This is a genomic window from Pseudomonas berkeleyensis, from assembly GCF_014109765.1.
GTDB classification, from domain to species: domain Bacteria; phylum Pseudomonadota; class Gammaproteobacteria; order Pseudomonadales; family Pseudomonadaceae; genus Aquipseudomonas; species Aquipseudomonas berkeleyensis.
In genome coordinates this window covers 2,046,183-2,069,069 of sequence record NZ_CP059139.1, presented here as the reverse complement: position 1 = coordinate 2,069,069, position 22,887 = coordinate 2,046,183, and the positions used below count along the sequence as shown (strand labels likewise).

The window sequence follows — 22,887 nt, the reverse complement described above, 5'->3', positions numbered from 1 at the left end:
CCAGCCTCTCGTTGATCGATACGCCTACCAGCAGCGCCGCAGAAACGCTGCCGCCTGCGCGTAGTACTCCAATACCTCCGGCACCAGCCCGGCCATACGCAGGAAGTCATGGGTCATGCCACGGCATAGCCGGCTTTCTACGACCACACCCTGCTCGCGCAGATGCTCGGCATAGGCCAAGCCCTCATCCAGCAAGGGGTCGAACTCGGCGATCAGCAGCAGCGCCGGCGCACTACCACGCAGTTGTCCCTCAGCCAACAGCGGCGAGCAGCGCCAGTCACAACGCTGCTCCGGCTGTGGCACGTAGTGCTGATAGAACCAGGCCAGTGTCGCGCTTTCCAGCAGGTGCCCTTCGGCGAACAACTCGTGGGATTCGCTGGCTTGCCGGGCGTCCACCGCCGGATAGAACAGCAGTTGCGCACGAGGCTTGGCCCCCTGCGTGGCCGCCAGTTCGGCGCAAATCACGCTGGACAGGGTCGCACCGGCGCTGTCGCCGCCCAAGGCCACTCGTGCGGGATCCAGCCCCAGCGCCAAGCCGTCTTCTTGCAGCCAGTCCCAGGCATCGCGCACATCCTCCAGAGCAGCGGGAAAGTGATGCTCTGGCGCCAGTCGATAGTCCAGCGCCAACACCGCACACTGCGCGCTGACGGCCAGTTGCCGACAGACCGCATCGTGCGAGTCCAGGCTGCCGATGCAATAGCCGCCGCCGTGCAGGTAGATCAGGACTGGCAACGTCGCATTGGCCAGCGCCGGCCGATACAGCCTTGCGGCCATTTGACCGTGTCGCACCGGCAACGATAGTGGCTCCACGGCACAGGCCGGCGCGAATGACGGCAGGCTGCGCGAAGCGGCCTCGAACTCGGCACGCGCCTGTGCTATCAGCAGCTCGTGGGGAGCCGGCCGCCCTGCCCGTCGGCCCTCGTCGACCATATCGAGATAGGCGGCGATTTCCGGGTGTAGTTCGCCGGGAGTAGTAGAAAGGGCAACATTCATAGCGCGAACGCCTCCTGCGCGGTCTGCGCGCAACAATGATCGATGACTGCCAGCAACTCCGCCTCGAACGACGCCATGAAGCGCTCGATGCTGGTGGGACGGAATACCCGCCGACTGAACAGGCAGCGCAGCGCCAATTCGCCGTCGTGCACCTGACCGACGATTTCCAGCCAGTTGTTCAGCGGCGCGCTCGCGGCATAGGCATCGCCTGGCCGCTCATCGAGCAGGCTGAACAAGGCCTCATCGTCGGCGTTCTGGTCGAGCTGCCCCAGGTAATTGAAGGTCACCCGCGGCTGCGCCCGTGTCGCCAGCCTGCTGCGCGTCTCGCCATCGGCCAGGTAGCGCAGCACACCGTAGCCGATGCCCTTGTTCGGCACCGTGCGCAGACGTTGGCGCAGCGCCGTGATGGCCTGGCCATAATCACCCTCGCCAGCCTCCAGGCGCACTGGGAACAGGCTGGTGAACCAGCCCAGGGTGCGGCTGTGGTCGAGGCCGTCGAACAGATCCTCACGACCGTGCCCTTCCAGCCCGACCAGCACCGCACGCTGCTCGCTCCAGCCACACAGGGCGCGGCCGAGGGCGGCCAGCAGCAGATCGTTGATCTGCGTGCGATAGGCTTGCGGCGCGACTTTGAGCAGGCGCGTGGTAGCGGCTCGATCCAGGCGCAGGCTGATCTGTTCACGCAGCGCCACCTGAGCCCGGCCACGAGGGTTGTCACGCGGCGGCTCGCCCAGCCCCTCGCTGGCAGTCTGCTGCAGCCAGTACGGCAACTCCTCGCGCAGGCTTGGCTGACTGGCATAGGCATTCAAGCTGTGCGCCCACTGGCGATAGCTGCAGGAGGCCGGCGGCAGGCTCGGCGTTTCGCCGCGCTGCAGCGCCCCATAAAGCCGCTGCAGATCCTCCAGCAATACCCGCCAGGACACGCCGTCCACACCCAGGTGATGGATCACCAGCAACAGGCGGCGACTACCATCGGCCAGTTCGCTGTAGACCGCCCGCAGCAAGCGACCCTGGCCGATGTCGAGGCTACGCTGTGCACGGTTGGCCAGTACCAGCGCCTCGTCGGCGTCACTCGGCTGCCTATGCCAGAGCAGCGGGTCGGCCTCCAGCCCCAGTTCGTCGAGCTGGCAATAACGCTGCCGCCACTGACCGTCATCACCCCTGGCGAAGGCCAGGCGCAGGCTGCCATGCTCGGCCAGCAGCAAGCGCAGTGCCTGCTCCAGCAGGCTGGCGTCCAGCGGTCGATGGCAGGCCAGCAGCAAGGCCTGGTTGAAATGGTCGGGCTCGGGCAGATGCTGCTCGAACAGCCATTGCTGGATCGGCAGCAGGCTGAAGTGGTCTTCGTCCTCGGCCATGTCCGTCACCCGCGTTGGCGTCGGTTCGCTGACCTGCTGCGGACGCTCCAGCAAGGCGGCGATGCTCTGGTACTGCAACAGGTCGCGCAAACGCAGCTCCAGGCCAAGCCCCTCGGCCTGACGCGCACGCGACACCACCTGCAGGCTGAGAATCGAATCGCCGCCCAGGTCGAAGAAATTGTCGTGAATGCCGACCTGCTCGACCTGCAGCACCTGCGCCCAGATTTCGGCCAGGATGCGCTCGGCCTCATTACGCGGTGCGACATAACCCGCACTCTGCCAGTTCGGCTCCGGCAGCGCCTTGCGGTCGATCTTGCCAGCCGGTGACAGCGGCATGCGCGCGAGCCGGAGAATCTGCGCCGGCACCATATAGTCCGGTAGCTGCGCCCGCAGGTAGCTGCGCAACGCGTCAGCCTCGACCTCACCGACCACATAGCCGATCAGTTGCTTGCCGCTGCCGCCCTCACGCGCCACCACCACGGCTTCACCCACCTGTGCATGCGCCTGCAGGCGCGCCTCGATCTCGCCAAGCTCGATGCGGAAACCACGAATCTTCACCTGATGGTCGATACGCCCCACGTACTCGACGACGCCATCAGCGCGACCACGCACCAGATCGCCACTGCGATACAGGCGCGCGCCCGGCTCACCGAAGGGATCGGCGACGAACCGCTCGGCGGTCAGCCCCGGTCGCTGGTGATAACCGCGTGCCAGCAAGTCGCCGCCGATATACAACTCACCGGCTACGCCGAGCGGCACCGGGCGTAGCTGCGGGTCGAGGATGTACAGGCGGCGCGCGCCGACCGCCTGGCCGATGGGGGCATAGGCGGCCTGGCAACGGGTGCTCGCATCGGCCTTCCACAGCAGCGGCGTGACCACGGTTTCGGTCGGCCCATAGCCGTTGATCAGGTACTCGGCCTTGAGGGTACGGCGCGCCAGCTCGAAGGCGGCTTCTGGCACCGCATCACCACCGAAGCAATAGATGCGCATGCTCGGCACATGGCCAAGCTGCGCGGCCTGATCGGCCAGTTGCAGCAGGTACGCCGGCGGGAAGGCCGCGACCGTGACCTGGTGCTCGCGCAGTTGCGTCAGGGTCTGCTCGGCGCTCCACAGCGCCTCCCCACGGATCAGCAGACTGCCGCCATGGCTGAGGGTGGTGAGCCAGCGCTCATGAGCACCGTCGAAGGCGAACGACATGAAGATCAGTTCGCGATCCTTCGCCGTCATGGCGTAACGCTCGCCGATGGCGCGGCAGTGCGCGGCAATCTGCCCGTGCGCCACCGCTACGCCCTTGGGCTGGCCGGTGGAACCCGAGGTGTAGATCAGATACGCCAGATTGCCGGGCTGCACGGTTACCTGGGGCAGCTCGCAGGATTCGGCGGAGAGATCGAGCCTGTCCAGCTCCAGGCACACCACGTCCTCGGGGACGGGCAGGCGCTCACGCAGGCGGCTGTCGGTCAGCAGCAAGGTGATGCCTGCGTCCTGCATCTGGAACGCCAGGCGCTCACGCGGGTAGTCGGCGTCCAGCGGTACGTAGGCGCCTCCTGCCTTGAGCACGGCGAGCAACGCCAGCGGCAACTCGACACCACGCGGCAAGGCCACGCCCACGCGCACCTCGGGGCCAACGCCGAAGGCAATCAGCCGCTGGGCCAGGCGGTTGGAGTCCAGCTCCAGACGCTGACGGTCAAGACGCCCCGCCTCGTCGATCAGCACAGGCTCCTGCGGCCGCTCGCGGTTGTGTCGGGCGATGCTCAGGTGTACCGGCTCGAATGCAGTGGGCAGCGACGCCTGACCGTGCAGACGCTGGTGCGCCTCGTGTTCGAGCGTGCTCAGGCAATCGAGATCGCCGAGACATTGCTCGCCCCCCAGCAGCATGGCGGCAAGAATCTGCTCGAAGTTGGCGCGGATACGCAGTACCGCGTCCTCATGAAAATGGCTACGCAAGTACTGGTATTCGATCTCCATGCCCTCGCCCAGGCGCACGGCCAGATCCATCGGCACGCTGGTCACGTCCTTGGACGCCAGCTCGCCGAAACGCGGCCCGTCGCCGCCACCGCGTCGCAGCGCCTCGTCCACCGGGTAGTTCTCGAACACGATGATGCTGTCGAATAGCGCCTGGCCGCCATGACCCGCCCAGCGCTGGATGTCGTACAGAGGCGTGTGCTCGTATTCGCGCACCTCCAGGTTGTACGCCTGGAGTGCTCGCAGCCAGTCACCGAGCCCCGCATCCGCCGCTGGCGCCTGCACCACCGGCAAGGTGTTGATGAACAGCCCCAGCAGCGTCTCGGCGCCCGCCAGGCTGGTGGGTCGTCCGGCGACGGTGGCGCCGAAAGTGACCCGCTGCTTGCCGGTGTAGCGCTGCAACAGCAGCAACCAGGCGCCCTGCAACAGGGTGTTGAGGGTCACGCGCTGCCGCCGGGCAAAGGCTCGCAAGCGCTCGGTCGCTGTTGCATCGTAATGGCTGTAGGTCACGCCATGGCCACTGCCTTCAGCGGGACGCGACAGGCTGTCGGCCAGCAAACAGGGTTCCTCCAGCCCGGTCAGACGCTGCCGCCAGAACGCTTCGGCAGCGTCGCCGTCCTGGCGCTGCAGCCAGGCGATGTAGTCGGCGTAGCGTGCGACGGGCGCTGGCAGACGCTCACCGGCATAGACCTGCAGCACCTCCTTGATCAGTTGCGCGCCGCTCCAGCCATCGGTGACCAGGTGGTGCATGGTCCACACCAGTTGCCAGCGCCCCTCGCCCAAAGCCAGCAGGCTCATGCGCTGCAGCGGCGGTCGGGCCAGATCGAAGCCTTCAGCGCGGTCTCGCTCGGCGAAGGCGATGACATTTGTCTCGCCCTCGATCATCCGCACCTCGGTCGGCACCTGACGCTGCACCACCTGCAAGGGCTGGCGTAGCCCGCCCTGCCAGAGAAAACCACTGCGTAGCGTTTCGTGGCGCGCCACCACCTGCGCCCAGGCCGCCTGCAAACGTGGCGGATCGAGCTGCTCGACCGCCACGCTGATCTGGTTCACGTAGAGCCCGGAGCCGGGATTGTCGAGGGCATGGAACAACATGCCCTGCTGCATCGGCGACAGCGGGTAGATATCCTCGATGGCAGCGGCGGGCAGTTCGAGGGTATCGAGCTGCGCCTGATCGAGACCGGCCAGGGGGAAGTCCGCCGGCGTCACGCCACCTGCGCCCGGTGTCAGGCAATGGGCGATCAGCGCGCGCAGCTCGGTCAGGTAACGCTGCGCCAGTTGCATGACCGTCGACTCGTCGAACATCTCGCGGCTGAAGGTAAAGCGCAGGCCCAGGCGCGCATCGAGCACCTGACCATCGATGCTCAGCCAGTTGCCCAGCGGCGCGTCGCCATCGCGATTCGCCCCGGCGCTTTCGCTGGCCAGACGCAACAGGGCATCGCTGGCGAAGCTCGCATCGAACTGGCCCAGATAGTTGAAGGTCACCCTTGGCTCATGCAGGCCATCCAGGCCCTGGCCAAGATGACGCAACAGGCCGTAGCCAAGCCCCCCACGCGGCACCGCACGCAGTTGCTCCTTGACCGCCTTGATCGCCGCACCCGGCTCGCCGTCAGCCTGCAGGCGCAGCGGGTAGAGACTGGTGAACCAGCCCAGGGTACGGCTCAGGTCGATATCGTCGAACAGCGTCTCGCGGCCATGGCCCTCCAGCAGCACGGCGGCACTGCCCTGCCCGCTCCAGGCACACAGGGCACGGGTCAAGGCGGTCAGCAGCAGGTCGTTGACCTGGGTGCGATAGGCCGTTGGCGCCTGTTGCAGCAGGGCGCGGGTTTCACCTTCATCCAGCTCCAGGCGCAGAGTGTGGGCATGACGTTCGGCCAGGCTGGCATCGGCGCGGGCGCCGGGCAGGCTCGGCGCCTTGGCTTCGAGCTGGGCTCGCCAGTAATCCTGCTCGCCGCTCAGCTCGGAGCTGGCGGCGAGATCGACCAGACGCTGCGCCCAGCGTTTGAACGAGCTGCTGCGCGGTGGCAGAGGCTGGCCCGCGTAATGCGCCTGCAGATCCTCCAGCAGCACGCGCCAGGACACGCCATCGATCACCAGGTGATGGACGACCAACAGCAAGCGCTGGCTACCGTCGGCCATGTTCACCAGCATGGCGCGCAGCAACGGGCCGCGCGCCAGGTCGAGGCTGCGCTGCGCGGCGGCGCAATGGTGCTCCAACTCGCTGACATCGGCCGCTTCGCGCAGCCAGAGCACCTCGGCATCCACCTGTTCGACGTGCACGGCGTGGCTACCATCGGCAGCGAAGCGCAGGCGCAGGGCATCGTGATGGGCCTGCAGCGCCGCCAGCGTTGCGGCCAGACGCTGCGCGTCCAGCGTCTCGCGGCAATGCAGCAGCACGGCCTGGTTCCAGTGCGCACGCTGCGGCATGGGCGTGGCGAAGAACAGACGCTGGATCGGCAGCAAGGGCGTCTCGCCCTGCTCCGGCCCCTGCTCCGGCCCCTGCTCGGGCTCGCTCACCGCCTCACGAACGACAGAGGCCAGGGCACGCAGACTCTGATGCTGGAACATGTCCTTGGGGGTCAGTTGCAAACCGGCCTGACGGGCACGGCTGACCACCTGAATGGAAACGATGGAGTCGCCACCGAGTTCGAAGAAATTATCCTCACGGCCGACCTGGGCCACACCCAGCACGCTCTGCCAGATCTCGGCCAGCAGCCGCTCATGTGGCGTTTCCGGGGCCTGGTAATCGGCCTGAACGGCGCTGAACTCCGGCGCCGGCAAGGCTTTGCGATCCAGCTTGCCGTTCGGTGACAACGGCATGGCATCCAGCACCATGATGCGCGCCGGCACCATGAACTCCGGCAACTGCTCGGCCAGCGCCTGGCGCAGTGCTTCACCGTCGCAAGCGGCCACGGCATAGCCCACCAGTTGCTTGCCCTGCGGCGTGTCGCGCGCCACCACCACGGCTTCTTCCACCTGCGGGTGTGCTTGCAGGCGCGCTTCGATCTCGCCCAGTTCGATACGCAGACCACGGATCTTCACCTGATGGTCGATACGACCGACGTATTCGATGGCGCCGTCCGCGCGCCAACGCGCCAGGTCACCGGTGCGATACAGGCGCCCGCCTTCGCCAAAGGGATCGGCGACGAAGCGCTCGGCGGTCAGCCCCGGACGCGCGTGATATCCCCGCGCCAGGCCGACGCCGCCGATGTACAGCTCGCCGGCCACGCCCTGCGGCACCGGCTCCAGCCAGGTGTCGAGGATGTACAGGCGCAGGTTGTCGATGGGCCGGCCGATGGGCACGATGTGCCGCTCGTTCTCCTCGTCGCAGGCCCAGTAGCTGACGTCGATGGCCGCTTCGGTGGGGCCGTAGAGGTTGTGCAGCTTGGCGCTGTGGCGCTGGCGGAACTGCTGTTGCAGCTCGTAGGGCAGTGCTTCACCGCTGCACATCACCTGCCTGAGTGACGGGCAATGTTCCAGTTCGCCCGAAGCAGCGAAGGCCTGCAGCATCGACGGCACGAAGTGCAGCACGCTGACGTCACCCTCATTGATCACCTGACGCAGGGCCAGCGGGTCGCGGTGCGCGCCCGGCTCGGCCACCACCAGCGCCGCGCCAGTCAGCAGCGGCCAGAAGAACTCCCACACCGACACGTCGAAGCTGAACGGGGTCTTTTGCAGCACGCGATCAGCCGGCGTCAGGCCGTATTCCTTCTGCATCCAGTGCAGGCGGTTGATCAGCGCCTGGTGGCTGTTGCCAGCCCCCTTGGGCTTGCCGGTCGAGCCGGAGGTGTAGATCAGGTAGGCCAGATTGTCCGGTGTGCCCTGAACGGGCAGATCGCTCCCCTCAAGCCCTTCCACTTCCGGCCAGTCGCTGTCCAGGCAGAACGTGCGAGCGTTCGAGGCTGGCAGCGCATCACGCAGATGCGCCTGGGTCAGCAGCAGCGTCACACCGCTGTCGTCCAGCATGTGCTGCAGACGGTCATGCGGGTAATCCGGATCCATCGGCACATAGGCGCCACCGGCCTTGACGATGGCCAGCAAGGCCACCACCAGCTCGATGCTGCGCTCGGCCGCCACACCCACCAACATGTCAGGGCCCACACCTTGAGCACGCAGCCAGCGTGCCAGCTGGTTGGCGAGCTGGTGCAGCTCGCGATAGCTCAGGCGCTGCGCGCCGAACTGCAGCGCCAGGGCGTCCGGGGTTTGCGTAGCCTGCTGTTGCAGCAGGGTTTGCAGTTGCACGTCAGCAGGGAACGCCGCCTCGGTGGCGTTCCAACCCCTGAGCAGTTGCTCGCGCTCTGCGCCTGCCAGCATCGGCAGACGCCCCACCGGGCACTGCGGGTCGTCCGACAATGCTTTCAGCAAGTTGAGGAAGTGACCACACAGACGCTCGATGGCGGCCGCCTCGAACAGATCACTGGCATAGGCGAACTGCCCACGCACCGCGCCCTCACGGTTCTCCTCGGTCTGCAACATCAGATCGAACTTGGCGATGCCGGTCGCCAGTTGCAGAGGTTCCATCGTCAGTGCCCCACCATCGGCAGCGGGCAACTCGCACAAGGCATCCAGCGCGCTGGGCAAATGGTTGCAGGCCACCTGAAACAGCGGGTTGTGGCTCAGGCTACGCTCGGGTTGCAGGGCTTCCACCAAGCGCTCGAAGGGCAGTTCCTGATGGGCCTGTGCCTCCAATACGGCCTGGCGTACCGCGCCGAGCAGGTCGATGAACGAGGCGCTCTCCTCGACTTCGCCACACAGCACCTGAGTGTTGACGAAAAAGCCCACCAGGCGCTCGCACTCGGCTCGGCCACGGTTGGCCACCGGCACGCCGATACGCAGTTCGCGCTGACCGCTGTAGCGCACCAGCAAGACCTCGAATGCCGCCAGCAGCACCATGAACAGGCTGGCGCCCTGGCTACGCGCCAGGCTGCGCAGCTCGCTCACCAACGCCGTGGGCAGTTGGAAGTCCAGCGTGGCGCCCCGGTAACTCTGTTCCGGCGGGCGCGGTCGATCGCTGGGCAGGCTCAGCAGCAGCGACGGATCGCCGATGCGTTGCGTCCAGTACTCGAGCTGACGCTGCTCCTCCCCCGCCGCCATCCACAGACGCTGCCAGCGCGCATGGTCGGCGTACTGAATCGGCAGCGGCGGCAGGCTGGCTTCATGACCTGTGACGCAGGCGCCATAGAGGCTGGCAAACTCATCGATCAGCACGCCCATCGACCAGCCATCGGAGACGATATGGTGCAGGTTCAGCAGCAACAGGTGCTCGCTATCGCTCAATCGCAGCAAGTGCAGGCGCAGCAACGGGCCATTGGCGAGATCGAAAGGCTGCCGCGCCAACTGTTCCAGGCGCTCACGTGCAGCGGTCTCACGCGAGTCTGACGGCAGAGCGGAAAGGTCTTCCTCCAGCATGGCCAGAGGCAGGGTCGGCAGGATCACTTGCAACGGCTCGCCGCCTTCCTCGCGAAACAGCGTACGCAGACTCTCGTGGCGCGCCACCAATGCCTCGAAAGCCTGGCGCAGTGCCTCTGTATCCAGCGTGCCACGCATGCGCAAGGCCGCCGGAATGTTGTAGGCCGCACTGTGCGGTTCCATCTGCCAGAGGAACCACAAGCGGCTCTGCGCCGGCGACAGGGGCGCACTTTCACAGGGCTGACGCGTGATCGGCAGGCGCTCCAGGCTCACGCCCTTCTCTCGCAGTTGCTGCAGGAAGGTCAGTTGCTTTTCTTCAGGGAGCGCCGCCAGGCGTTCGGCAACGGTGCGCAGTTGTGCATCCAGCATGGTCATCAGAGGTTCTCCAGCTCGCCCAGCAATTCGTCCATCAGCTCCAGCTCGGCCTCTTGCGAGGGCGCGCTATCACGTTGCGCCTGCAGGTGGCTGGCCAATGCCTGGATGGAACTCAACTCGAACAACGCGTGCAGCGGCAGCGTCACGCCCAGGCGATTGCGCAGGGTCATGCCGACCTGAGTCAGCAATAACGAATGCCCGCCCAGTTCGAAGAAGTCGTCGTGGATACCGACCCGCTCGACCTGCAGCACCTGCGCCCAGATCGCCGCCAGCTCACGCTCCAGATCATTGCGTGGCGCCACGTAACCCACAGCCGAAGTACCGAACTCCGGCGCCGGCAAGGCCTTGCGATCCAGCTTGCCATTCGGCGACAGCGGCATCGCATCCAGCACCAGGATGCGCGCCGGCACCATGAACTCCGGCAACTGCTCGGCCAGCGCCTGGCGCAGTGCTTCACCGTCGCAACCGGCCACGGCATAGCCCACCAGTTGCTTGCCCTGCGGCGTGTCACGCGCCACCACCACCGCTTCTTCCACCTGCGGGTGCGCCTGCAGACGCGCTTCGATCTCGCCCAGTTCGATGCGCAGGCCACGGATCTTCACCTGATGATCGATACGGCCGACGTATTCGATGGCACCGTCCGCCCGCCAGCGCGCCAGGTCACCGGTGCGATACAGGCGCCCGCCTTCGCCGAATGGATCGGCGACGAAGCGCTCGGCAGTCAGCCCAGGCCGCGCGTGATAACCCCGCGCCAGACCAACACCGCCGATGTACAGCTCGCCCGCCACGCCTTGCGGCACCGGCTCCAGCCAGGTGTCGAGGATGTACAGGCGCAGGTTGTCGATGGGCCGCCCGATGGGCACGATGTGTCGCTCGTTCTCCTCGTCACACGCCCAGTAGCTGACATCGATGGCCGCTTCGGTAGGGCCATAGAGGTTGTGCAATTTGGCGCTGTGGCGCTGGCGGAACTGCTGTTGCAACTCGTAGGGCAGCGCCTCGCCGCTGCACATCACCTGCTTGAGTGACGGGCAATGCTCCAGTTCGCCGGAGGCAATGAAGGCCTGCAGCATCGACGGCACGAAGTGCAGCACGCTGACCTCGCCCTCATTGATTACCTGACGCAACGCCAGTGGGTCGCGGTGAGCCCCCGGCTCGGCCACCACCAGCGCGGCGCCAGTCAGCAACGGCCAGAAGAACTCCCACACCGACACATCGAAGCTGAACGGGGTCTTTTGCAGCACGCGATCAGTCGGCGTCAGGCCGTATTCCTTCTGCATCCAGTGCAGGCGGTTGATCAACGCCTGGTGGCTGTTGCCGGCACCCTTGGGCTTGCCGGTGGAACCGGAGGTGTAAATCAGGTAGGCCAGGTTGTCCGGTTTGCCTTGGATCGGCAGATCACTCCCCTCCAGCCCCTCCACTTCTTCCCAGTCGCTGTCCAGGCAGAACGTGCGAGCGTTCGAGGCCGGCAACGCATCACGTAGATGCGCCTGGGTCAGCAGCAGCGTCACACCGCTGTCGTCCAGCATGTGCTGCAGACGCTCGTGCGGGTAATCCGGATCCATCGGCACATAGGCGCCACCGGCCTTGACGATGGCCAGCAAGGCCACCACCAGCTCGATGCTGCGCTCGGCAGCCACGCCCACCAGCACGTCCGGGCCTACGCCTTGATTGCGCAGCCAGCGGGCCAGCTGGTTGGCGCGCTGGTGCAGCTGGCGATAGTTCAGGCGCTGCGCGCCGAACTGCAGCGCCAGGGCGTCCGGGGTTTGCGTAGCCTGCTGTTGCAGCAGGGTTTGCAGTTGCATGTCAGCGGGGAACACTGCTTCGGTGGCATTCCAGCCACCCAGCAGTTGCTCGCGCTCTGCGCCTGCCAGCATCGGCAGATCCCCCAGACGGCGTTCGGCACCCTCGGCCAGGGCCAGCAGCAGACGCTCGAAATGCTCACGCAACTGCTCTACCTGGCTGGGCGCCAGGCGGTCGGCACGGTAGGCGTAACGGATATCCAGGCATTCGCCCGCGCTGGCCACCAGGGCCAGGGCGAAATGGGTGCTCTCGACCGGGCGCTGGCCGAGTACACGCAGGCTGTCGCCGCCGCCGGCAAGCACGCTGTCCATAGGGAAGTTCTCGAACACCAGAATGCTGTCGAACAACGCCTGGCCCGGCTTGCCGGCCCAGCGCTGGATATCGTGCAACGGGCTGTGCTCGAACTCGCGAGCGTGCAGGTTGAGCGCCTGCAAATCGCGCAGCCAGTCGCCAACGGCCCAGTGCGGCTGGATCTCATGGGCAATCGGCAAGGTATTGATGAACAGACCGAGCAGACTTTCCGCGTTCGGTAACTCAGATGGACGCCCGGCGACAGTGGCGCCGAAGCAGGGTCTCACCTGCCCGGTGTAACGCTGCAGAAGCAGCAGCCAGGCCCCCTGCAGCAGGGTGTTGAGGGTCACACGCTGCGCCTGGGCAAACTGCTGCAACCTCTGCGTCAGCTCGGCGCTCAAGCGGCCATGCACTTCACGTGCAGGCTCTGCGGCGGCCTGCCCCAGCGCCCCCGCCAGCAGGGTCGGCTCGTCGAACGCGGCCAGGCGCTCGCGCCAGAAGCGCTCGCCAGCGGCTGCATCCTGAGCCTGCAGCCAGGCGATGTAGTCGCGGTATTGGCCAGGCTGCGCCGGCAGTGTTTCACCGCGGTAGAGCGCCAGCACCTCACCCACTTGCCGAGCGCTGCTCCAGCCGTCGGCAATCAGATGGTGGCAGGTCCATAGCAGGTGGTAGCGGCGCTCACCCAGGCGCACCAGGGTCAGACGCTGCAGCGGCGGTACAGCGAGGTCGAAGCCTTCGGCCCGTTCGGCTGCAGCCAGTACATCCAGGGCTTCGGGCTCGGCAGACCGTGAGCGCCAGTCGTGCTCACGCACCGGCAGCTCGGCATGACGCAGCACGAACTGCAATGGCACACCCGCTTCGGTAAGCAGGAAGCCGCTGCGCAGCACGGCATGACGCGCCACAACCTGCCGCCACGCGGCGATAAAGCGCGGCGCATCCAACCCATCCAGGTCGACCCGCAGCTGGTTGACGTAAAGACCGGAGCCCGGCACGTCGAGCGCATGGAACAACAGTCCCTGCTGCATGGGCGACAACGGATAGAGATCGTCCAGCTCACCCACCGGCAGATCGAGGCTGTCCAGCGTCGCCTGATCCACGCCCGCCAACGGCACGTCGCTCGGCGACAGACGCGGCGTGGCAATGCGCACATGGGCCAGCAGCTCATGCAGTGCCTGCTCCAGCCCCTGCACCAGGGCATCGATCGCCTCGGCCGGGAACATGGCCTGGCTATAGGTCAGCTCCAGCTCCAGACGTCCGCCCAAGATGCGGCCATTGATCACCAGCCAGTTGCCCAGCGGAGCATTCTCCGGCTGGCTATGGCCAGCCGACTCGCTGGCCGGGCGCAGTACGGAATCACCGGTGAATTGCTGGTCGAACTGCCCCAGGTAGTTGAAGGTGACACGCGCCTGCCCCGCTGCTTGCAGCGTCTGGCCATGCTCGCTCAGGTAGCGCAGCACGCCGTAGCCGATGCCGGCACGCGGCACATCACGAATGCTTTCCTTGACCGCGCGCAATGCCGCACCCGGTTCGCCGGTCGGGCGCAGACGCAGCGGATAAAGGCTGGTGAACCAGCCAACGCTGCGCGACAGCTCCAGCGGTTCGCCCTCATCGAAGGCATCGCGACCATGGCCCTCAACTTCCAGCAGGGCCTCCTCGCTCCCCGTCCAGTGGCACAGGGCGCGGCCAACCGCCGCCAGCAGCAGGTCATTGATACGCAGACGTTGCGCCGCCAGCATCGGGCCGAGCAGTTCGGCGGTAGCGTCGCGCTCCAGAGCAATGTGGCGCTGCCGTGCCTCGCGCCAGGTGGCCGCTGCGTGGCGATCTGCCTGGGGAATCGCCGGAGCATCGGCCAGTTGCGCCAGCCAGTACGGCAGTTCAGCAGCCAGTGCCGGGCTCGTCGCCAACGCCTGCTGACGGGCAGCCCAGATGGCATGCGGGTCGCCTTCGGCCGGCAACACGGCAGGCTGACCTGCGCGGATGGCGCCATAGGCAGCGTGCAGATCGTCCAGCAGCACCCGCCAGGAGACGCCATCCACTGCCAGGTGATGGATCACCAGCAACAAACGCTCACCGCCCTCGTCCAGACTGACATGCATGGCCCGCAGCAATGGGCCGTGACGCAGATCCAGGCTGCGCTGGGCTTCGTCGCACAGGCGCTCGAGCGTATGCCGATCAGCGGCATGACGGCGCCAGAGCAGCGTCAGGTCGAGTGCGCCCATCTCCGCGATACGCAGACGCGCCTGCTCGCCTTCCAGACGCAGGCGCAACGCCGGGTGGCATTGCAGCAAGGCATGCAGCGCACGTTCCAGCGCGGTGAGATCCAATGGCTCGCAGGCCTCCAGCAGGATCGCCTGGTTCCAGTGGTTGCGCAGGGCAGCCGGTACACGCTCGAAGAAGCGCGCTTGCACCGGGGCCAGCGGCGCACCGCTGTCGAGCGGTGCGTTGATGATGGCCGGTGCCGTGGCAACTGCCGGCACCTCGCGTGTTTGCAGCCACTGCGCCAGTTGGCGCACGGTCTGGCGCTCGAACAACTGCTTGGGACTGAGCTTGAAACCCAGTTTGCGAATGCGTGCAATGATCTGCAGGCTGAGGATGGAATCGCCACCCAGCTCGAAGAAGTTGTCCTCGGCGCCTACCCGCTCGACCTTGAGCACGGCCTGCCAGATCGCCGCCAACTGGCTTTCCAGCTCGCTCAGCGGCGCCTCCTCGCGCGGCTTGGCAGCCACGTCCGGGCGCGGCAGGGCCTGGCGATCGACCTTGCCATTGGCCGTCACCGGCAAGGCTGGCAGCAGCATCAGGTGCGCCGGCAGCAGGTAGTCCGGCACCTGGGCGGCCAGCGCCTGGCGCAGCGCTTCGGCCTCGCCATCGGCCACGCACCAGGCCAGCAGGCGCATCGGGCCATCGCCTTCGCGCTCGGCGAGCACCAGGGCATCGAGTACACCTGGCAGACGCTTGAGCACCTGCGCCAGCTCGGCCGGCTCCACCCGATAACCGCGGATCTTTACCTGCTCGTCGAGGCGACCGAGGAATTCGATCTCACCATCGGCACGCAGGCGCACGCGGTCGCCACTGCGGTAATAGCGCTCACCCTCGAGCAGGATGAAACGCTCCGCCGTCAGTTGCGGCTGGCCGAGATAGCCGTCGGCCAGGCCGGCACCGGCGATCAGCAACTCACCCGGCACGCCAAGCGGCAGACTGACGAGTTGCTCGTCGACCACCCGCACGCGGATATTGGGCAGCGCCCGGCCGATGGCCAGATTGCCCGGCGGCAGGGCATCGCCGAGGCGCCATTCATGGGTCAGCACGCCCACCGTGGTTTCGCTCGGGCCATAGTGGTTGACCACCCGCAAACCCTGGGCCAACTCACGCACGTGCGCCAGCAGCGGTGCCCCGCAGGCTTCGCCACCGAGCACCAGCAGACGCGACGGCAATACCTCGGCAGGTTGTGGCGCGGCAGCCAGCAGGCCACTGAGATGGCTGGGCACGATCTTCAGCACGGCCACGGCACGCGTCTGGATGAAGGCGGCGAAACGCTCGGCATCGGCCACCTCCTCGGCACTGGCCAGGCAAAGCCGCCCGCCACTGCACAGCGCGCCGAACAGGCTGGTATTGCCGAGATCCGCCGCCACAGACGACACCATCGCCCAGCCCTCACCGGGCCGGCTGTCCAAGCGGGTCAGCACGCCCTGCACGTAGTTGGCCAGGGCGCCGTGGCTGACCACCACGCCTTTGGGCTGACCACTGGAGCCGGAAGTGAAGATCACATAGGCCGGGCTGGTCGGATCGATCACCACGGCAGGCGCCTGCGCCGCACAGTCCAGCGGCCCGCTAGCCTCGACCCGCAATGCCTGATCCGGGAACAGCACAGCGGTTTCGCGCTCGCTCACCAGCACGCAGCGCGCGCCACTCTCGGCCAGCAGTTGCTGCAGACGCGCGCTCGGCAATGCCGGGTCGAGCGCCACGTAGGCAGCGCCAGACTTCAGTACCCCCAGCAGCATAAGCAGCCAGCGTGCGCCGCGCGCCTGGCATAGCGCGACGCGCTCACCCGCACCAATACCCTGAGCGCGCAAGGCGTTGGCCAGACGGTTGGCCGCCGCATCCAGCTCGGCATAGCGGTATTGGCCATCCCAGGCCTCGACCGCCATTTCATCCGGACGTGCCGCGCACTGCCGGTTGAACAGTTGCAGCACATCGGCAGCCGGCCATGGACGGCGCTCGCCAGCCAGCTCCGAACGCAGGTCGGCTGGAGCCAGTGCCAGTTGCTTGAGTGGCTCGAATGGCCGGGCACAGAGTTGTTCCAGTTGCCAGGTGAAGGTGGCGACGATGCGCGCCACCGTGCTGGCATCGAACAGATCCTGGGCGAAAACGAAGCTGCCGCGCAGATGGCCATCCTCGCTGGCCTCGGCCATGTCCAGGGCCAGATCGAAACGCGCACCGTACTGCTGCTCGCTGAACAGCTGCAGCTTCAGCGGGCCGGCATCCGGCAGGCGGCTGACGTCGAAACCGAAGTTGAATTTGACCTGTGCCAGCGGGTTCCAGGCCAGGCTACGCTCCGGCTGCAGCGCCTCGACCAGTTGCTCGAAAGGCACGTCCTGATGCGCCTGGGCACCGAGCGCCAGCGGCTTGAGCGCGGCCAGCAGATCGCTGAAGGAAGCCTGCGCGTCGACCTGGCAGGGATAGACCAGGGTGTTGACGAAGAAGCCGATCAGCCCTTCGGTTTCCAGTTGCTGGCGGTTGGCGACCGGCACCGCGATACGCAGATCGCTCTGGCCGCTGCAACTGCGCAGCAAGACGCCATAAGCGCCCAGCAACAACATGAACAGAGTGACGTCCTGGCTACGCGCCAATGCTCTGAGGCGGTCGCTCAGCGCCGCGTCCAGCTCGAAGCCGAGACTGCCGCCGCGGTAGCTCTGCTGCGCCGGACGTGGACGGTCGCATGCCAGATCGAGACGCGGATTGTCCCGCCCCAGTTGCTGCACCCACCAGGCAAACTGTCGCTCGCCCTCGCCACCGGCGAGCAGGCTGCGTTGCCACTGGGCGTAGTCGGCGTACTGCACCGGCAGCGCCGGCAGCGCGGCCTGGTTGCCCGCCAGCGCGGCACTGTACAGCGCGGCGAACTCATCCATCAGCACACGGATCGACCAGCCATCGGAGGCGATATGGTGCAGGGTCAGCAGCAGCACATGATCCTCTGCGGCCAGACGCAACAGCGTCAGGCGCAACAGCGGGCCGTCGCGCAGGTCGAACGGGCGTCCGGCCTCCTCTTCGGCCAGGCGATGGGCCTGAGCCTCGGCATCACCGTGGGCGGACAGATCCAGACGCACCATGGGCAGTTCCATCCGCGCATGGATGACCTGGCACGGCTCGCCGTCGCGCTCGTCGAAGGTGGTGCGCAGGGTCTCGTGACGCGCCATCAGCGCAACGAATGCCTGGCGCAGCGCGGCTTCGTCCAGCGCGCCGCGCAGGCGCAGGGCACCGGGGACATTGTAGGCGGCACTGTGCGGCTCCATCTGCCAGAAGAACCACAGGCGCGCCTGCGCCGGGGACAGCGCCAGCGCGCCATCACGCGGCACGCTGCGCAGTGGCGGGCGGCTGTCGGGGGCACCGAGCGCCGCCACACGGGCGGCGAAGGCATCCAGCCGCGAGGCCTCGAAGATCATCGGCAACGGACACTCGACGGCGAGGCGTTGGCGTATCCGCGAGACCAACCGGGTCGCCAACAGCGAATGCCCCCCGAGTTCGAAGAAATCATCCTCGCGACCGACACGCGGCAGCTCGAGCAACTCGGCCCAGAGCGCGGCGAGCTGGCTTTCCAGGCCCTCGCGCGGCGCAGTGTAATTGTCATTGACTTCCGCCACGTCGGGCAGGGCCTTGCGGTCGATCTTGCCATTGACGTTCAGCGGCAGCTGCGCCAGCGCGATGATCTGCGTGGGCACCATGTACTCGGGCAGTTGCTCGCGCAGCGCCGCCTTCAGCGCCTCGGTCGCCTGCAGTGGCGCCACGTAGGCCACCAGCCGGCGCCCCGCTGCGCCATCGCGACAGATCACCGCCGCTTCGCTGACCCCATCGAGCATGCGCAAGCGTGCTTCGATCTCGCCCGGCTCGATGCGGAAGCCGCGAATTTTGACTTGCTGATCGACGCGCCCGAGGTAATCGAATGCGCCATCTTCACGCCAGCGCACACGGTCGCCGGTACGGTAGAGACGGCCACCCGCCATGCCGAAGGGGTCGGCGACGAAACGCTCGGCGGTCATGCCGGGACGTTGATGATAACCACGCGCCAACAGCTCGCCGCCGATGTACAGCTCACCGGCCACACCGCGCGGCAGCGGCTGCAGATGCTCGTCGAGCACGTACAGATCGCGAGCACCCACGGCCTCGCCGATGGGCGCATAAGCGGCGCCACAACGGCTGGCCGCATCGGCCTTCCACAGCAGGGGCGTGACCACGGTTTCGGTCGGCCCATAGCCATTGATCAGGTGCTCCGCCTTGAGGCTGCGCCGTGCCAGCTCGAATGCCGCTTCCGGCACCGCGTCACCACCGAAGCAGTAGATGCGCATGCTCGGCGCATGACCGAGGCGCGCCGCCTGCTCGGCCAATTGCTGCAGGAAGGCCGGCGGGAAGGCGGCAACCGTCACCTGGTGCTGCTTAAGGCGTTCCAGGGTCTGCTCCGGCGTCCACAACGCAGCACCGCGAATCAGCAGACTGGCGCCGTGGCTCAGCGCGGTGAGCCAACGCTCATGGGCACCGTCGAAGGCGAACGACATGAAGATCAGCTCGCGGTCGCTCGGCTGCATCGCATAGCGCTCGCCGATGGCGCGACAGTGCGCGGCGATCTCGCCATGCGCCACGGCAACGCCCTTGGGCTGGCCAGTGGAGCCGGAGGTGTAGATCAGGTAGGCCAGGTTGGCCGGATGAACATGGGAAGTCGGGCATTGCGCCGGCCAGGCGGCATCATCGAAACGGTCGAGATCCAGACGCTGCACAGAATCGCCAATCGGCAAGTTCTCGGCCAACGTGGACTGACTGATCAACCAGCCGATGCCGGCATCCTCGATCAGCCAGGCCAGGCGCTCGCGGGGATGATCCACATCCAGCGGCACATAGGCGCCGCCCGCCTTCATAACGGCCAGCAGAGCCAGCGGAATGTCCACGCCGCGCGGCAGGGCCACGCCAACCCGCGCCTCGGGGCCGACCCCCGCCGCCACCAGCGCCTGAGCCAGACGGTTGGCGCGCGCATCCAGCTCGGCGAAGCGCAGGCTACGCTGCTCATCCAGCACTGCGATGGCCTCGGGCTGGGCGGCAGCCTGCACCGCGATGCGCGCCGCCAGCGGCTCGAAAGCCTCAGTGCTGGCTGGCTCTGCGCGGCGCCACAGCGCCTCGTCGAGCCAGGCACGCGTCTCCAGCGGCGCGTCCGCCGGTTGCGTCGGCAGTGCCCGCAGCAGCGCGAGGAACTGCTCGGCCATGCGCGCCATGCCAGTAGCGCAATAGCGTTCGGCGGCATAACAGAAACTCAGTTCGATACCTGCCCGACTCTCGCGCACACGCAACACCAGGTCGAAGGGGGTTTCCAGGTCGATCTGACGCAGGCCTTCCACGTTCAGCCCCTGCAACACCACCTCCTCTCGCACCTGATGGTCGAACGCCACCTGGCACAGCGGATGGCGGCCGTGGCCGCGTTCGGGCTGCAACGCCTGCACCAGTTGTTCGAACGGCAGATCCTGATGCGCCTGGGCATCCAGCAACCCATCGCGCACCTGGCACAACAGTGCGCTCAGGCTCGGGTTGGCCGACAGGTCACTGCGCAACACCAGCAGGTTGACGAAGAACCCTACCAGGCGCTCGCTGGCGAGCTGTTCACGCCCGGCCTGGGTAAGACCGATGCGCAGATCCTGCTGGCCGGTAAAGCGCTGCAACAACAGGTTGAAAGCGGCCAGCAGCAGCATGGCCAGGGTCACGCCGTGCTGCTGTGCCAGGCGCCGCAACTCGCCACTCAAGTCATCGTCGAGATGCTGTTCGATAAACGCAGCACGTCGCCCACCTGGCCCTGCCGTCTCGTTCAGAGCGTAAGGCAGCTCCAGCGGCGGGTGCTCTTCACCCAAGCGTGCGCGCCACCACTGCAGCAGACGGGCGCTCGCCCCGCTGTCCAGCCTCTGCTGTTGAGCGGCGGCGATATCGATGTACTGATGGCTCAGTTGCGACAGCTGCGCGGCCTGACCTTGCAGACGCGCCGCATAGCACGCCGCGAATTCCTCCAGCAGCAGGTTCAGCGAGGCGCCATCGGCGATGATGTGGTGCACGCACAACAGCAGCGTCTGACGGCCTTCGCCCAGGCGCTGCAGACGCAGGCGCAGCAACGGGCCGCGGGCCAGGTCGAAGGGTTCGCCGGCGAACTGCAGCGCATCGCCCTCAGCAGCGCTCGGCTGGCCACTCAAATCGATCTGGCTGAACGGCACCGGCGCGACGCCGGCCAGGTGCAGGCGCACCTCGCCATCGCCCTCCTCGACGAAACGACTGCGCAGCGTCTCGTGACGCAGTTGTAGATCGACGAATGCCTGTTGCACGGCGTCGACATTCAGCTCACCGCGCAACGTCAGGCCACCGGCGATGTGGTACAGCGGGCTGTGCGGCTCCAGCTTCCAGAGGAACCAAAGACGGCGCTGGGCCGGCGACAGCGGCAACGAGCCATGGCGATCCAGACAGGGCACTTCGGCGCAGGCCGGTGCGGCTGCGACATGGCTGGCCAGCGCGGCGACGAAGGCGCCCAGCACCGGCGCCTCGAACAGCAGGCGCGGTTCGACTGCCCGGCCATGGCGCTCACGCAGGCGTGCCAGCAACTGGGTCGCCCGCACCGAATCCCCACCGAGCACGAAGAAGTGGTCGTCACGTTCGACCGCCTCCACCTGCAGCACCTCACACCAGAGGGCGGCCATGGCCTGCTCTGCCTCACTCAGCCGAGCAGTGCTCACCTGATCCCCTTCCAGCAGTTGCCCGGCACGCTGCACCGCGTAAGCCGCCAGGGTGCCGTCGGCCAATTGCTGGCGACATGCAGAGCGCTGCAGCTTGCCGCTGGAGGTCTTCGGCAACGCGCCCGGTTCCAACAGTGCCACCAACAACGGCGCCTCCTGGAAGCTGTCGGCCACGGCCGCCGAGATGGCCTTGATCAGCGCCGCCGCCGGTATCAACTTGCGCACGCTGCGGCCGATCTCGGCGGCGATACCGATGCCCTCGCGCCCGTTGTGCTCCACGGCGAATGCAGAAATGCGGCCCTTGCGCACCACGTCCACTTCTTCTTCGACGCAGCGCTCCAGATCCTGTGGATAGAGGTTCTGGCCACGCACGATGATCATGTCCTTGAGCCGCCCGGTGACGTACAGCTCATCGTTATGCAGGAAGCCCAGGTCGCCGGTACGCAGCCAGGTGCGACCATCGCGCTCGACGAAGGCCCGCGCACTGGCCTCGGGGTTACGCCAGTAGCCCAACGCAACGCTGGGGCCACTGCTCCAGATCTCGCCAACCTGTCCTGGCCCCAGCGCTGCGCCACTGTGCGGATCGACCAGTTGCACCTCATGCTCAGGCTGCAGGTGCCCGCAACTGACCAACAAAGTGCCGCGGCCAGGGCGCCCCAGGTTACTGGCCAGTGCCGTCGGATCCACCTCCAGCAAACCGATACCCTTGCCGCGCTGACCACCGGCAACGAACAGCGTCGCCTCGGCGAGGCCGTAGGAGGCATAGAGTGCGTCGGCATCGAACCCGACCGGCGCGAAGGTGGCAGCGAAGCGCTCCAGGGTGTCAGGGCGAATCGGCTCGGAGCCGGAGAACGCCAGACGCCAGCGACTCAGATCGAGCCCCTCCATGGCTGTCTCGCCGATACGTTCACAGCACAGCCGATAGGCGAAATCCGGGCCGCCACTGACCGTACCGCCGTAACGGGAGATAGCCTCCAGCCAGCGGCGCGGACGCTCGAGGAAATAGCGCGGCGACATCAGCACGCAGGGAATGCCGCTGTAGATCGGCTGCAAAAGACCGCCAATCAAACCCATGTCGTGAAACAGTGGCAGCCAACTGACCATCACGTCATCGGCACCGATACCCAGACCATGGCGGATCAGCCGCTCGTTGGCCAGCAGGTTGCCATGGCTGACCTGCACGCCCTTGGGTGTCGAGGTGGAACCCGAGGTGTATTGCAGGAAGGCGATATGCGCATCGCTCAACTCCGGCATGCGCCAGGCCAACCCCAGGCCAGCTGGCGTATGGTCAACGGCGAGCAGTTGCAACGCGGCACCACCGACACCCTGACAGGCAGGACGCAGGGCTTCCAACAGGCTGGAATCGGTAAGCACCAGGCTCGGTTCAGCGTCGCCGAGAATGGCCTGCAAACGCGCCAGGTGCTGTGGCCTGACCGACTCAGGCGGATATGCCGGCACCGCGATGATGCCGGCATACAGGCAGGCAAAGAAGGAAACCACGTATTCCACACTGCTGTGCATCAGCAAAACGGCGCGATCACCGGGTTGGCCATGCTGCAGCAACCAGACGGCCAGATCCCGAGCGCGCTCGTCCAGCGCTCGGTAAGTCAGCGCTTCGTCCACCCCTTCGGCAATGAAGCGCAGGGCGATATCGCGCGGCGTTTCAGCGGCACGCTGGACGAGCGCCTCGACCAGGTTGGTGGCAGCATCGTAACGATCATTCATGGCATCAC

The 22,887-nt window shown here is 66.7% G+C and carries 3 protein-coding genes; all 3 read right to left on the bottom strand.

The window, feature by feature from the left end; translation table 11 throughout:
• Positions 1-24: 24 nt before the first annotated feature.
• The 3 genes from HS968_RS09675 to HS968_RS09665 are packed head-to-tail and all read right to left on the bottom strand — an operon-like array spanning position 25 to position 22,879.
• On the bottom strand, positions 25-993 hold the full coding sequence (locus HS968_RS09675) for an alpha/beta hydrolase (protein WP_182371102.1): 969 nt from the start codon (positions 991-993) through the stop codon (positions 25-27).
• On the bottom strand, positions 990-10,094 hold the full coding sequence (locus tag HS968_RS09670; RefSeq protein WP_182371101.1) for a non-ribosomal peptide synthetase: 9,105 nt from the start codon (positions 10,092-10,094) through the stop codon (positions 990-992). Before HS968_RS09670 ends, HS968_RS09675 begins: the two co-directional genes overlap by 4 nt.
• Positions 10,094-22,879: a non-ribosomal peptide synthase/polyketide synthase gene (locus tag HS968_RS09665; protein WP_182371100.1), complete on the bottom strand. Its 12,786-nt coding sequence runs from the start codon at positions 22,877-22,879 to the stop codon at positions 10,094-10,096. Before HS968_RS09665 ends, HS968_RS09670 begins: the two co-directional genes overlap by 1 nt.
• Positions 22,880-22,887: the final 8 nt, after the last annotated feature.